The organism is Streptomyces sp. NPDC005141 (assembly GCF_053599975.1).
In genome coordinates this window covers 38,486-53,023 of the sequence record NZ_JBSFYW010000063.1, presented here as the reverse complement: position 1 = coordinate 53,023, position 14,538 = coordinate 38,486, and the positions used below count along the sequence as shown (strand labels likewise).

The window sequence follows — 14,538 nt, the reverse complement described above, 5'->3', positions numbered from 1 at the left end:
CCCTGACGGCGAATCCCAGCCCGCTGCCCTGCTCCGCAGGAGTCCGTTTCTCCCCCGCAAGCGGGAGGTACCCCCACCCCGGCCTGAAGGCCGGGGTATCCACGGAGGAGTTCCGATGAGAAGTTCGACTGCCCTTTCGGCGCTGACAGCGTCGCTGGCGGCCTTCGCAGGGACCGTGGCCGCCGCCCCGACTTCTGCTCAAGCAGCCTCCGCGACGGCGACCTTCACAGTCGATTCCACCCAAGACGCCGTGGATGCGGACGCGTCCGACGGTGTCTGCCGCACCGCCACAGGCACCTGCACGCTGCGCGCAGCGGTCATGGCCGCAAACGCCCGTCCCGGCAGCACCATCGAGCTACCCGCCGCCCACTACCGGCTGACCATTCCCCCCAACCCCGACCAACTCAACGGGCGCACCGCCGACCCGACCAAAGGCGACCTGAACATCCTCGAGCCGACCACCATCCGGGGGGCCGGCGCACGGGAGACCATCATCGACGCCGACCACATCGACCGGGTCTTCCGTATGGGCGCCGACACGCAACTGTCCGACCTCACCATCACCGGAGGAGACGCCAAGCAGCGAGAGGTGCCGATCACCGACCCGGGCGGAGGCGGCATCGCCAACAGCAAGAACATGACGCTGCGCCGGGTAACGGTAACGGGGAACCGCGCCGGCTACGGAGGCGGCATCTTCAACATCCCCAACTCCCACCTGTCGCTGATCGACAGCACCGTCAGCCGCAACACCTCGGGCGAGGCCGGAGGCATCCGGTTCGACGACACCGGCACCGTGGTCAACTCGACGATCACGGACAACCACGTGACCGACGACTGGGACCGGCCGGGCAGCCTGTCCGGATACGGCGGCGGCATCGACATACGCGGCACCGGCCTGGTTGACATCCGCAACTCCACGATCACCGGCAACACCGCCACCGACGGGGGTGGCGGGATCAACATCGCCCCCGCCTACTTGGACAGCCTCCCGTCCCCAGTCACCGACACCGTCAATCTGCCGCTGGGTCACCTCGCGCTGAAGAACACCATCATCGCCGCGAACACCGTCGGCCGGACCACCAGCGACTGCAAGCGCGCCTTCGCCACCATCGAGTCACGGGGCAACAACCTCGACAGCGGAAACAACTGCCACCTCACCGCCGAAGGCGATCTCCCCAGACGTGATCCCCACCTCGCACCCCTCGGCGAAAACGGCGGTCCGACAGACACCGTGGCCCTACTGCCCGGCAGCCCCGCCCTCGATGCCGCCCGTGACTGCCCCTCCGCCGACCAGCGCGGCGTCCCGCGGCCTCAAGGTCCGGCGTGCGACATCGGAGCCTTCGAACACCAGCCTTGACCTCCGCCCCACGCCTTGAGAACTCTCCGCTCCCGCAAAGCCCTTGGGGCGCGGATCTCTTGACAGAAGCAGCCAGGGTGTGACCGTGGGGCAGCCTCGACGGTGCCGTCGCCGGGACCGCCGACCTCTCCGCCGACGCGACATGAGCGGTCATCGTCACGCTCCTGGTTCTCCTGTTGCAGGGCCAGGACGAAACCAAGCCGGCACTCCAGGAGGACAAGAGCCCCCGCATGACCGCACCGACGTGCCAGCCGCACAAGGACTAATCAGAGGGCCGAAGGACTCGCTAGGGATCTCGTTTCTGTCGAGCAGCAGCACCTGCTGCTCGACAGAAACGCTGGAACACCGAAGGTGACGGTCAGCGTCAACAGTGGGATCGGATGATCGCGACAATGGCATCACGACAGCGTCCGCTCCCCGTCGCAGCGAGCCTGGCGACAACGTTGCAAGACGCGCCAGTTCACCTCCCGGACGAACACGCGACCCTCGCCGACAACGCCCCTGCAGAGACTGCTCCCGCGGCCGCCGACGCGCTGCGATCCGCCCCGAAGGGACGCCACCATCGAGCGCAGCCCGGCCGGGTCCTCGGGGGCGATGGCAGCAGAGCTCCCGTCACCACGGAACCGCAGATGCATCCCGCTCCAGGCCGGGACCACGGGGGATTTCCGACCAGCCCATACCGGTCAAGACCAGGATCCGACGACGACGGTAGGCAAGGCCCTGTCTGCAGGGTCCGGATCGCGCTGAGCGCGTATGACCGGCGCGCGAGAAACCACGTCCACCACAAGGAGGAACAACCCAGAAGGCCCGCCGGCCCATCGCGCCGGGAACGGCGGGCGTCCTCGAGGTCTTCGCCGAGATCAGCTGAGCACCCGCTCCACAGCTGGGACAGCGGACACCTGCGGTTGATCAGCATGTTCGTGTCTGCGCGAGCGCCATGGCGCTGCGTTCGTCCGGAGCGCTGCGGCTGAGCAGTAGACGCAGAACATCTGAGTTCACTGCACGGGTGAGTGCGGAGCCGATGTCAGTGCCGTACGACATCATGCCGGGCAAGCAGCCCAACAAGCCTTGATGGAGAACCATTCGTGACCGGCCAGGACCCCGCCGCTGTACTTCCCTGCGACTTCCTCCTCACAGCGATGACCGGCAGCGGCCCGGACGACCCCGTGGTGCAGCTGGCGGCGCAACAGGTTCGGACCGCTCAATCTCGCCATGAACGCTCGGCACTCGCCGAGGCCTTGTTGTCGGGGTCTCATGCACAGCAGGCGCCACAGTGGCTTCTGGAGGCGGCCGTGGCGGCGGAGCTGGAGGCCAAGAGGGAGTCGTACCACGTCGAGGGCGGCATGGCCCTTGTCGCGCTCGCGCTCGGGCATCCATCGTGTCCGGCTTCGCTGCAGGATGCGACGCTGAAGCGTTGCAGCGTCGAGCAGTTGGCTCTACTCGGAAGCCCGCGTGCCGGTGAGCGGATCGCCGGCGCGGTTGCCGAGGAGTTGCGGTTTCGCGGCGGTGCGACGCCGCCTATGACGCCCCAGTTGCTCGAGATGCCGACCCCCGCTCAGGTCGTACTGCGGCGAGGCCCGCTGCACGACCTGGTGTTCGAGGCCGCCCGCGACACGCTTCCTGCCGCACCCGGCATCGACGAGCTGGACGCGGACGGTGACACGAAGGACTGGCTGAGGCAGTACAAAGACGCATGCGCGGCGTGGGAGAGCATGTGGCGTCAGATACTCGCACGGCACCCGGAACGGCATCGAGAACTCGTCCAGTGGGCCGATGGCACCGACGCCAAGTGGACGGTCCGCAACGAGTTGCTCGGCAGCCTGCCCTGGACGGTCGAGCCGGGACTGCTGGCCGAGCTCGCCGCAGCAGATCTCGAGCGGTTCCCGCTCGAGATCCTGGTGGCCGAGGGCAGCCGTATGCGCCGCGCAGGATCGGACGAGCAGCAGGTCCTTGCTCACTTCGCCCAGGAGTTGTCCGCCCTGACGGATGAGGAGCAGATCAACTTCTCTACCTTCCTGGGCCTGCGGAGCACCACACTGCTCAACCGGCGGTGTCACGCCCCGGTGTCCTGGGTGCGACGCGCCGCGTCGGGAACCTGGCGTCACCTGCTCAACCCGACGCAGGCCAAGGACGGCTACCAACAGGCTCACTGGCGTGCTCCTGCCGCCGCTCTCGTCGGCCTCGCAACCATGTTCGCCGAGACCGCTGCACGCGCCCTTCCCTTCTGGGAGCCCGATGAGCACTACTCGGACATCAGCCCGAGCGAGGTGGCCTGGGTGCGCGAGATGGTGTTGCACCTCCCGACGGTCACCGAGGACGTGAAGGCCGGAATCCGCCCGATCGTCCATGACGCGCGCAAGCGGCTGAGCCCTCACCGTTCGGGCTTCCGACCGCGTCATGACCACCGGCGTGAACTCGAGGAGATCCTCGACACGATCGAGCGCATCCTCGCCGATCCTCCGCCGTCCGTCGGTGGGGATCGCCGCCGCACCGCGCTCGGCGCCCCGGACAAGGTGACCGTGCGCGAACTGGCAGGCGTCCCGGCACAAGCGCTGAGCGACTACCTGGACCGGCACACCGGCAACGACTCCCTCGTAGAAAAGGCTCTCCTCGCCTGCGCTGCGAGCGGACACAGGTCCGAGGACGACTTCGACGGGGTGCTGCGGCGTCACACTTGCCCGGACACCGTGCTGCTCCCTCTCACCGAGGGCCTGCGCGGGAACCTCGGCGGTGCACCGACGTGGCGCGAAGCCTGGACCCGTCTGATCCTGGCCAGGCCGGACACCCAGCCGGCCCTCGTACGCGCTCTGCCGGCCTGGCCGGCTCTGCGCGCCCGGGGGGATCGTCATGGGAGCGCGCATCCGTCGGTGGTCGCCGCGGTACGCGATGCCCTGGGCACCGACCAGGACGCGTGGAAGCGGTTCGCGACCTGCCCGGCAACCAACTCCGGGCCAACCGCCTGGCTACGCCTCGGTGACCTGCTGGACGCGGCCACCACGGGAGCGCCCTGGCCGAAGCCGCCAGGCAGCCGATAAGCCCTGGTCCTCTCGCAGCTCGTACCTCCGGCGAAACGCAGGGTCAGACCGCAGGCCACCTGGTCACGGCGGCGCAGCTGGAGGGCGAGGGCGACAACCGCGTCAAGCAGGGCGGCGCGGACCGCGGCGCCGTTCAGGGTGTGCCGGGAAAGGCGCGGTGGATGCTCGCGGTGGCGGGCAGGGTGCGCGGGACGACGGGGCGGGGGCGATGCCGCAAGCCCCGTCGTCACGCAGGATCTCGGCCTGGCGTGCCCGATGCCGTGCAGAGCACTGCCCGGCGGAGGGTGGGTGAGAGGTCAGCCGGCGATGTCGACGCCGAAGCCGCGGGCCAGGTCGGCCAGTTGGTGGTCGTATCCCTGGCCGACCGCGCGTACGCGCCATCCCGGGCCACGCCGGTAGACCTCGGCGAGCAGCAGCGTTCGTTCGGTGGTCGCGGCGTCCAGGGTGGCCTGGGCCACGGCTCGCGCGCCAGCTGCCTGGGCGACGGTGATCTCGATGGCTCCGGCGTGGGCGAACGTCGCGGATCCGTCGATGGCGGCGGCGATGACGATTTTGCGGACGGCGTCGGGAAGAGAGGCCAGGTCCGCTGTGACGGCTTGTTCGCTGGGGCCGTCGGTGGTCAGGCGCACGGTCGCGTCGGGTCGTTCGGGTGCCCCGTAGAAGACGAAGTCCTCGTCGCAGGAGACCTGTTCGTCTCCGTCGAGAACGTAGGCGACCACGTCGATCTCGCAGCTGATCTGATGGGACCAGCTTGCAGTGACCGTCCATGTTCCGGCGGCGCCGTGTGCGGTCGGCAGGTCGAGAACGCCACCGCGGGGAAGGATCTGGACACCGGCCGGGTCGGCCGTCTCCACCTCTTTGGTGTTGCCCGATGGCGACGTGAGCGTGGTGAGCCAGTCGGCGTCGTGGACCGGCAATCCGCGTGCGGTGATGTGGGGCATGCGGCGGTCCCCTGTCCCGTCGGCCAGGAGGATCACGTCCGTGACGCCGGCGGAGAGATTGACGGCGGCGGCTCCGCCCAGCTCCGCGATGCGGGTGCGCAGCGCCGACGCGTGGTCGTGGGGGCCGCCCAGCACCAGGATCCGGCGCCCGGACAGCGGTGCGGCAGTGGCTGGGCGGTCGGTGCGCCGCTGGACGGGTACGGCCGGTGCCGGCGGTGCCGGGTTCGCGTGAGCGGTACCGGGCTGCACGTCGGTGAGCAGGCCGAGAAAGGCCTCTTCGGTGATCACCGGCACGTCTGCACTGCGTGCGGCACGGTACTTGGCGCTGTCCGAGTCGGTCTCGTCGGTGACCAGCACGCTGGTGTGACGGCTGACCGAACCCATCACGTTCAGTCCTGCCGCGACGGAGCGCGCGACGAGCTCTTCGCGTGCGGTGCGGGTGTCACCGGTGAAGGCGACCTTCATGCCCTGCACGAGCGGGGCGCCGGGGGCGAGCCGGCCGGGGTTGCGGTGCGCGCAGGGCGTTTTCGGCACCCGGGGCGGGTACCCCGACCCCTGCTTGGGCGGGCACGCCACCAGGGGCAGGGAAAGGCCCAGCTCCCCCGCCGCGGCCAGGGAGCCTCTCAGGATCCCGGCGAGTACACGGGCGTCGTCCAGGGCGTCGTGCGCCCGCTGCTGCGGCACTTTGTAGTGGGCGGCCAGCGAGGCCAGCTTCAGGTCGTCGGTGGGCGGCGCGACCCGCCGGTTCAGCGCGAGCGTGCACATCCGCTGCGAGACCGGCAGCCAGGAACGGGCCCGGGCGAACTCGCGCGCGAGGAACTCGTAGTCGAACTGGGCGTTGTGCGCCACCATCACCCGGCCGGCCAGCAGTGTCCCGATGTGCTCGGCGACCTCCTCGAACGCCGGCGCGCCGCGCAGTCGCTCCGTCGTGAGGCCGTGGATGTGCACCGGGCCGGGATCACAGCCCGGATCCAGCAGTGTGGAGAACTCCTCCACCAGTTTCCCGGCCGTGTCCAGTGTCAGCACGGCCACCGAGAGCACCCGGTGCTCGTACGGCCTCAAGCCCGATGTTTCCACGTCCACGACTGCCCACCCGGTAGCTCCGGACACGGCGTTGAACACGTCATCGGAAACCGGCACCCCATTCATGCCGGTCAGCATCCCCTGTCCCGCCCCACCGCTCAAAATCCTGCGACCTCGGCCTCATCCGAGGAGCCTCAGTCGGTGGCGTTCGCGGGGCTCCCGACGCCCGGAGCACAGAACATGCCACGGAACACGGCGGCCGCGCGACGCGATCCGGGCTGAGCCCGAGGAGTGGATCGGGAGGATATTCACCGCTCGCGCTGTCTCCGGCGAGATCGGTTCTCCAGTTCGATGCCGATGCGGTTCAGGCGCTCACTGCAAGATCTGAGCGGTCCGAGCCGACGAGAGCCAGCTGGGGAACTCCTGCAGCAGCCGGTCGTAGAGGAGATCGTCGCGTACGGTGCGCGGATCACGGCCGGCGTGGAAGAAGCCTGCGTTGTCGACGATGCGATGTCTGGGTACGGTCAGGTCGTCGAGGCGGCGGAGGAAGGCGAACTCGTTGAAGCGCTTCTGTTGAAGATTCCTGGGCTGGCCCCGACGGCAGTGACGGTCGCAGCTGGAACATGGCAGGTCCCTTGGAGTAGCGAGCGTGCGCAGCGGCGTCCAGTTCAGTAGGCCACCACCTGCTTGCGCTACCGCTGCCTCCAGGCAACGAAGCTGTCCGAGCTGCGGCACGAACGGCTCCCAACGCTGTCTCGTGACCCTGCAACAGGCTTCGCCCTGTGGCTGCCGACCGAGCCGCCGAAGTTCGAGCGGTACAGGGCGCCGGCGGTGCCGACATGAGCAGCGGCCAGAATTCGGTCGATGCAGGCCGGGGCTCTCGCGCATTTGGGCCACGGCCCTTGGACAGCGGTCAGCTGAGCTGCTCGGCGAGTCCGACGATGATGCCTTCGGGACCGCGGATGTAACAGAGGCGGTGCAACGGTCCATGCTCTGTCAGGGGACATCGGATGTCCCCGGCATCTCGCGCCGTACCACCATGGCCCGGTGATGGGCAGCAATCCGGGCGGCGCTCAACTCGCGCTGATAGATCGCCACCTTGCCGATTGCGCCGAGGAAATAGGACCGCAGGCTCGCGCTACCGATACGCAAGGGCGATGCCGTCCGGACCGGGGTGATGGCGTAGTCGGACAGGCTGTCTTGGTCCCGGAGCACGCCGTTCTTGTAGATCTTCACGTAGCCGGTCGGGTAGGTGGCGCTAGGGCTGGTGGAGTTGATGACGAAGGCGTAGTGAATCCACTGGCCGGGTGTCACGGGGTCCTGGAAGTAGGAGCCCGCGCCTAGTCCCCCGGCGGGGTTGAACGCGTAGCCAGAGATCCGGTTCGAGCGGCCTTCGCTGTTGCCCTGCGAGTACATCCGGGCTACCCACTCACATCCGCCGATCGGGCCGTCAGTGAGCTTGCCAAGCCAGTGCACGTAGCCGGTGCCTTCAGACTTTGGGAAGATGGTGGAGTCAGCGCGCAACCACGCCTCGATGGTGAACTGCCCGGTGGTGGCAGCGCTCAGTGCCGCCGCGTCTGGCACTTCCGCGTAATGCGTACTGCCGTCGAACAGAGAGGCGGTGTCGCCGTTCGGCAGGGTCGAGGGGCCCGGTGTGTTGTGGTAGGTCACTGCGACGGGTCCGGCCAGGGCCGTCTCCGTGCCGGTACCGCCGAGGGGCAGGTAGACGGCTGGCGCGTCCATGAGGACGACGGTGTCGTACGCAGACAAGGCGGATCGGGCAATGGGCGGTGGGGTGGTCACGCTCTGCTCCCCTGGGCGCCGAGATCATGCTCAAGACACCGTCGTTTGTTAAATGATTCTGTCGCCACAGGCTATTTGGGCATACCAAGCGTCCTGTGCCGCAGTTGTACTCGACTGCACCGACGGAGTCCAACTTGGCCTCCCCGTCGTGCGACTGCCTCGCGCACCTATACGGGCACCGCTGAACTTCCCCGTTGCGCAGGAGGTGCTGATTGCCGTAGCTGGCTAGTCGGACTCCGTTCGGCCTGTCGGTCGTATTCAACGACAATGGTGAGTGTGTGGACGCATACGAAGTGAACCTTGTGCGGGCGAAGTCGGCGTTGTTCGTGGCCGATGTTGTCACCTCGGTGCAATCACAACGCCACACCGGCTCATGCGGTTCGGCCGATCCACATCCTCAGGATTTCCCGGACCAGCACACCCTGATCGACAGAGTCGGCATTGCACATGGGGTAGAGCTGCTGCGGGTTCTTAGCAACCAATCCGTGCTCGATCAATCCGGTCGGTCTTTGATGGTCAGCTACCCAAGGCAGTCCACCGGCTGAATGACTGCGGTCGATATGGCATCCGGTGGTATTGCCGATGGGTTGGATCTGGTCTCGTTGCCATTGCGTTGTACGTGGTCCGGCTGCCGGGATCCAGCTGGCATTGTTCGGCCCCACGTTGAGCAACACGTGTGCGAGATGCGGCTTCAGAAGTTCTCTGTGCAAGCCGTCCTGGTGATAGCGAAGAGCCACCTTGGCGCGAGCCGCGCTCTTTAGTTCGTCCGTACTCACTTCCTGGTTCAGGTCCTTCAATGCACGGCGCGCATCGGTGCATACGGTGACTGGACTGTCCTGGAAGGCTACGGTGTAGACGAGCATGAGTTCGCCGCTCTCCGGCTGACGTACAAAAGGGAGAACCTTTCCCTTGAACCAGCCAATCCGGCCACCATATTGACCAGTCGACCGGACCAGAATGGGATTTTCCGGTTTGACCCTGAAGTCACTCTCCCTGATTGGCTCCGGAGCCTTGTCGGCACCGGGCAGAGCGTCGACACTGCCGTCAGTGATCGCCTTGGACATCAGGGTCTTCATGTCCACGGTGTCACCGACTCCGAGTACAGTGCTGCGGACTTCCAATGGGGACCCTTTGGCCAGCGCCAGCCGAGCTTTCGCTTCGTAGTGAGGGTGGTAACTGAACAACCGGAACGGTGCGGTCTCAAACAATTCCAATGTTCGGGCATCGGCTGCAAGACCTTCCATCTCTGCAGCCCCAGGGAACTTTGAATCGTCCATGAATGGGAGCAATCGCGCTTCGACCTTCAACCAGGCGGTGGAATCGAAATCCAAGTTGAGCCCGGCAACTGGGGTCAGTTCAAATTCGGACCGGATCAGCTTCCCTCCACTGAAGACCAGGCGCGCTTGCGTGTTGCCCGCCAGGTTGACCGACGGTGCGATTACTAGATCCATTCGGGTTCGCAGGGCTGCATCAAGCGTTGCAAGCCAGCTGAACCCGAGGGCGGAGAAGGAGAGTTTGACGTACGGCTCATAGTGGAGGTGCAGTTCGCCGGTGACTGTGCCCTTGGTCAATGTGGCGTAAAGCACCACTTCACGATCGAAGCGATGGGCCAGGCTTTCCGCTGCCCTTCCAGCGCCAACACCGCCCAGGTCCGCGCCCCTCTTCGCGCCGTACACCACTCCTGCCAGCCCGGTGAGTGCGGCCGCGGGGCCGAGAATCGCCCCGGCACCGAACCCGACGGCGCCGCCGAGCAGTCCGCCCGCCAGCCCGCCGGCAACCCCGCCGAGGCCGGCGCCCACCATGCCGACGGTCCGATGCGAGGGCCGTTCCTTCTCGATCTGGGTACCGGAGATTTCTCCGGCGATTTCGGAGAGCGTGAGCGAGGCAGCGACCGTCGCCGCAGTGTCGGAACCCACTGTGGCCTGCACCGTCAGCCATTTGCCAGCCGGGATGCGTGGAGTACTCCACGCATCCTTGCCGATCTCTAGTTTGTCGATTTCCGCGGGGTCAAGCTCCCATCGCCGCGGCGTGCCGGAGAAGGTGATGGACAAAGGCCCCATAAGGGGCAGCTCGACCGATGCGGCCTCTTCAGGGGTGGGTGCGACTGCGGGCGCTGCCGCCTCGGCCGGCCCGGTCGCCTCTGGCGCCCCAGCCGGTGCGCCAGCATCCGCTGGTTCAACTCCGCCTCCCGGTGAAGCGCTCACGGCGGCAGTCCGCACTGCGAGTTGCCCCAGGGACGTGTTCCGGGTTGAAGAGTCGGGGGCGCTCTCAGCACCGGTCGCCGTGTGTGTCCGGGTGGCTGACGCCGGACGGATCGGCCGTGCCGGTGCGGCAGATTCGGTCCGGTGCTCTCTGGCGGCCGGTGCACCCATCCGGCTCAGCCTTCCCGCCGTGCGCAGTGGAGGATCAACATCGCCTGACGCTCCCCCGAGCCCACCGGGGCTTCCTCGGCGCGGCGGAGGGACAGTGGCTGGGGGTCGGCCTGGAGGGTGATTCCGGCCAGGAACTGATCCACCACTGATCTCAGCAGCTCCGCGGCCTCCGGATCCTGCGCCGCCCATTCCCCATCGAGCCACAGCACGGGGGTGGGCTCGAAGACATGGCCGGCCCGGACGGCCCGGTCGGTCCCGGCCTGCGCCTCGTCGAACGACTGCGGTTCGGCGTGGCCGCCTTCGACCCGGATCGTGCCCAGCACGGTGCCCATGGAGTCGACTCGATCAACATCCAGCGCACGGATGGCTTCGGTGAAGTCCCTGTTCGGTTGTCCGTGCTCGTCCGTCAGGCCAACCACCTGGAGGAGCGCCGTGCGCCGTTGCGCCGGGTAGGCAAGGAGGAACACGCCACCGTCGGAGTCCGGTTCGAGCAGCCCGGCCGGCACGGTGACGACCTGGGCGACGTCGGCCTCGGGATCCATGACCGCCGCGGGTGGCAGCGCGTCTGCGATCGCCACCGCTCGCTCCTTGCCGTTCTGCATGGGCCCGGCTGCGCCGAACCCGACGTGGTGGATCGCCATCGGAGCCCCCGTGTTCGCGTAGCTTCGGCGTAGCTCGTCCGGGCTGGTGTGGGCGCGCGCTGTGCCGGGGTCGAACAGCACGGTCCGCACCCGCTTCCAGGGGAGTTCGTCGGCCTCGCCCTGGTGCAGCCGCTCGGCCCATTCGCGGGCCATCTGGTCGTTGTCCGCGCCGGCCACCCAGGCGACTACGCCACTGGGGGCCGGCGGCGCCGCCATGGGTGGCGGCTCGACGCTGCGGCGGCGGAATGCCACCCAGTCCCGGGTCGCAGTCAGGACCGGCCCGGCGGTGGCGCTCCCAGCAGCGCCGAAAAGGTCGGCGCGGGCCCGTTCGTAGAACTCGGTGTGTGTGGTGTAGGCGCCGCGGAGCAGGCCCAATGACGCCTCACCCAACTGCCGCAGCGGGCTGCCCTGGTCGAAGACGCTCCAATCCTGGATGAACCGGGCCGTAAGGACGTCATCGGGTAGGGCCAGCACCAAGGATCCGTCGTCCTTGAGCTCCAGTTTGGTCGGCCGTCCACGGCCCAAATGGATCGTGAACAGCCGGCCGTCAGGCTGCTCGCTGAGCATCACAGTGGCGTTGAGCGATCGCAGCGGTCGCGCGGAGCCCTGTCCCTGCACCTGGTCAACGCCGAGCTGGCCCGTGAACCGGAGCCTCCGGACGGATCCGGTTTCGGCCGCGGTCCCGGACAACTCCATCCGCCCGAACAGCTCGAACAGGGCAGCCGCCGGGCCGTTTCCGTCTTCGTCGCGGTACGGCGCAAAGAGGTCGAACTGCGCGGTAACGAGCGCGGTCTCTCCAGACTTCAACCACCACAGGTCGCGGTCGCAGGAGAGGGCGGCCCGGACGGCAATCGGTCTGCCCTCCTCAGCGTCGAACTCGTCTTCGCTGAAGAACACCGTGGGCAATCCGGAACTCTCGGCGGCGAACTGACCGGCCTCGGCGGACAGACGCCGGAGGTGGTCCGGCCTGAGCACATTCTCGGCCGGATCGGGGACACTGACGTTCGCATGCCCGAGCACAGCCTTGGCCAGCGTGTCGACGAATTCGACGCCCCACTCGTTGGTGTCGACCGTGCAGAAGCCTGCCGTCGCCAGAGCGAACCCTTCAGCGTGCCGGGCGGGGAACCGTGCGATACCGCTGAACGTCGCCGACTGCTCGCCGCGGGTGAGTCGCATCTGCAACGGGCCTCCGCGGCCGGTCACCTGCGGTGAGGTAGTGATCCGCCCGTCCGGCACCAGGACGTCCACCCCCGGCTTCGCCGATGGGTCGTCGAGGCCTGCGAGCAACGAGATTCGGTCTCGGTGCTGGACCTCCTCCACCTCGTGCGGCACCTGGTCAGCCGGGACGGGTACAAAACGCAGATCGACCCCGGGGCCCAGCAGCGATGCGACCTGCCGGCAGAGATCGCCGGCCGGATCAACCGGCAGATACCCCGCGGGTGGCAATTCGACCACGCCCGCGTCGGCAAGGATCCGGACGGCGGGTGAGCTCGGCAGCCCGGCATACGTCAGGCTTGCGAGCTGGCACTGGAATTGAGCGATCTGAGCGGTGAAGACGCCGCGAGGGCGCATCGACAGCCGGCTGTCGCCGTAGTTGCGCGCGGGGGTGTCCAGCAATTCCCTCCGCGCGGTCCAGGCATCGGCGAACACCGTCGTCCGGCCGGACCGTGCCAGGACCGCGAGAGGCACCTCGTTGCCGACGGGACCGGTGCCGCCCCGGCACCAGGTTTCCGAGGCGAGCAGGGCTGCGGACATCGGCGAGCTGGCTGCGGCCCGCTCGTCGGCGAAGTACGCCGCGGCCACGCGTGACCGCAGGTGTTTGTGCTCCAGCAGCAGAGCGGCCGAGGATGGAAGCGGGCTGTTCAGCGTGAGTGGGCGGAGCCGCAGCACGACTCCGTCGATGCGGTACGGGCGGGCGGTGCTCGGCACGCATGCTTGCTCGCACGGCGCCCCGTACACCTCGGCGGTGCCGCACAGTCCTTCGGCCCAGGCGAGGGTCAGGAGGTGGAGCGTGGTGCCCTCGACCACGTCGGCCGTCGGTGCGGAAGCGATCGTCTCGCATGGGGCGAATTCGCCTGTCCCGTTTACGGCATTGCCCGGCGCGGAGCCTGGGGCCACACCTCGGGTGGCGTCGAGCAGCCCGTCGATCGTTGCGGTCACGGCGTCAGGGAGCAGCAGAATTCGGCCGCTGGGGTCGACCGCCAGTCCTGGGAAGACGGTCAGGTTCTCGCCGGAGTGTGTGACATCGAGCCCGTGGGCGACCCCGGGGCCGCCGGTGCGGCCGAGTGCGAACAGCAGTGCTCGCTGGGCGTCCTGCTCCAGGGTCAGCTCCGAGCCGCACAGCCGTCGGCCGTCGAAGAAGTTCAGCCGTGTCAGCGGGGTCGGTACGGGGATCACCGCATAGCCGTCCACCTGGTGGGTGAGCACGACCGGGCCCTGAGGGCCGGGCAACAGGTCCGTCATGGGGTCAGGCACCTCCGTGGGGGATCGCGCCGGCGGAAGCCAGCTCGAGCAGAGTCGCGGTGTCCACGTGGGACGTTCGGGTGGCCAGGTCGACCGTTCCGCTGGCGGTCGTGGTGCCATCCGGGGAGGTGACCAGAGTGAGGTCGATCAAGTCGCCCAGGACGACGTCGGCGTGCTCCGCACCGGGAAGGAGGGAAGACCCGTCATGGTCGGCGAGACCGCCCGGACGGCGGTCGACGGTGTCGAGTGCGGCGCAGCGCCTCACGGCGTTCGACCACGCGCGCGACCGGTCGGCGTCGGAGGCGGCTGCGACCTGGGTCCGCAGGGGGTCCACCTCCTGTCCGATGGCCGTGTCGGTCTCCGCGTCGTCGGTGCCGGGCAGGCCGAAGAGTCTGCGAAGGCGCAGGTAACGGCCGGTCCTTGCGGACGGTCCGGGGACGAGGAGGAGCTGTGGCGTCTCCCGCAGACGGGAGAACGCAGTCTCCGACCCAGCCCCGTCACATGGAGAGGCGAGCGCGGGTACGGGCCGTGCCAGGCAGGCTCGGAACCGGGCTACCACATGGGCGGTGATGGGGTGGTTGGGCTCCAGCTCCGCCTGGTGCTGGGCGAACCACGCGGCGAGGTCGAGACAGCTGAGGTCCGGCAGGTAGAGCTCGCGGCCGAGGTCGTCGATGGCCAGGCCGGGGGCGACCCTGACCTCGCGGCTGGGGCCGTCGACGCTGATGCCGAATCCCCAGACCACGCCCCCACCGTGCATCCAGGCGTTGTGCAGCCGCACCTTCGCCCAGGCGTGACCGACGACGGTTTCCAGGTCGGCGACGCCCAGCAGCATCCCGAAGTGGGCAGCCAGGGAGGTGAAGGGGTCGAGGGCTGGGAGCGTCGCGCTGTGTTCGTCGTTCATCG

7 protein-coding genes and 1 pseudogene are annotated in these 14,538 nt (G+C 68.2%); 2 read left to right on the top strand and 6 right to left on the bottom strand.

Going from position 1 to position 14,538, the window contains the following annotated elements:
- The first annotated feature begins 115 nt into the window (after window positions 1–115).
- Together ACWD68_RS34285 and ACWD68_RS34280 are read left to right on the top strand one after the other, a co-directional pair.
- A complete protein-coding gene (locus tag ACWD68_RS34285) occupies window positions 116–1,357 on the top strand; it encodes a choice-of-anchor Q domain-containing protein (RefSeq protein ID WP_451810359.1) in 1,242 nt (413 codons plus the stop codon).
- Between the two features lie 1,085 nt (window positions 1,358–2,442).
- A complete protein-coding gene (locus tag ACWD68_RS34280) occupies window positions 2,443–4,392 on the top strand; it encodes a hypothetical protein (protein ID WP_451810358.1) in 1,950 nt (649 codons plus the stop codon).
- 296 nt (window positions 4,393–4,688) lie between these two features.
- Here the strand turns inward: ACWD68_RS34280 and ACWD68_RS34275 are convergent, their stop codons facing one another.
- From ACWD68_RS34275 to ACWD68_RS34250, 6 genes and pseudogenes are all read right to left on the bottom strand, one after another.
- Window positions 4,689–6,482 carry a DEDDh family exonuclease gene (locus tag ACWD68_RS34275; RefSeq protein WP_451810357.1) on the bottom strand — a complete coding sequence of 598 codons (1,794 nt, stop codon included), beginning with the start codon at window positions 6,480–6,482 and terminating at the stop codon, window positions 4,689–4,691.
- Between the two features lie 246 nt (window positions 6,483–6,728).
- Window positions 6,729–6,917: pseudogene (locus tag ACWD68_RS34270) on the bottom strand (VWA domain-containing protein); the annotation flags it as partial.
- A gap of 435 nt (window positions 6,918–7,352) precedes the next feature.
- Window positions 7,353–8,159, bottom strand: a complete 807-nt coding sequence (locus ACWD68_RS34265; protein WP_451810356.1) for a LamG domain-containing protein — start codon at window positions 8,157–8,159, stop codon at window positions 7,353–7,355.
- 371 nt (window positions 8,160–8,530) lie between these two features.
- Window positions 8,531–10,210 carry a hypothetical protein gene (locus ACWD68_RS34260; protein WP_451810355.1) on the bottom strand — a complete coding sequence of 560 codons (1,680 nt, stop codon included), beginning with the start codon at window positions 10,208–10,210 and terminating at the stop codon, window positions 8,531–8,533.
- Window positions 10,211–10,536: 326 nt separating this feature from the next.
- Window positions 10,537–13,332, bottom strand: a complete 2,796-nt coding sequence (locus tag ACWD68_RS34255; RefSeq protein WP_451810354.1) for a hypothetical protein — start codon at window positions 13,330–13,332, stop codon at window positions 10,537–10,539.
- A 307-nt stretch (window positions 13,333–13,639) separates the two neighbouring features.
- A complete protein-coding gene (locus ACWD68_RS34250) occupies window positions 13,640–14,536 on the bottom strand; it encodes a hypothetical protein (RefSeq protein ID WP_451810353.1) in 897 nt (298 codons plus the stop codon).
- Window positions 14,537–14,538 lie beyond the last annotated feature (2 nt).

What these genes read in the sequence shown, in the direction of transcription:
- ACWD68_RS34285 (WP_451810359.1), top strand. Translation starts at nt 116, where the DNA reads ATGAGAAGTTCGACTGCCCTTTCGGCGCTGACAGCGTCGCTGGCGGCC.
- ACWD68_RS34250 (WP_451810353.1), bottom strand. Translation starts at nt 14,536, where the DNA reads ATGAACGACGAACACAGCGCGACGCTCCCAGCCCTCGACCCCTTCACC.
- ACWD68_RS34275 (WP_451810357.1), bottom strand. Translation starts at nt 6,482, where the DNA reads ATGAATGGGGTGCCGGTTTCCGATGACGTGTTCAACGCCGTGTCCGGA.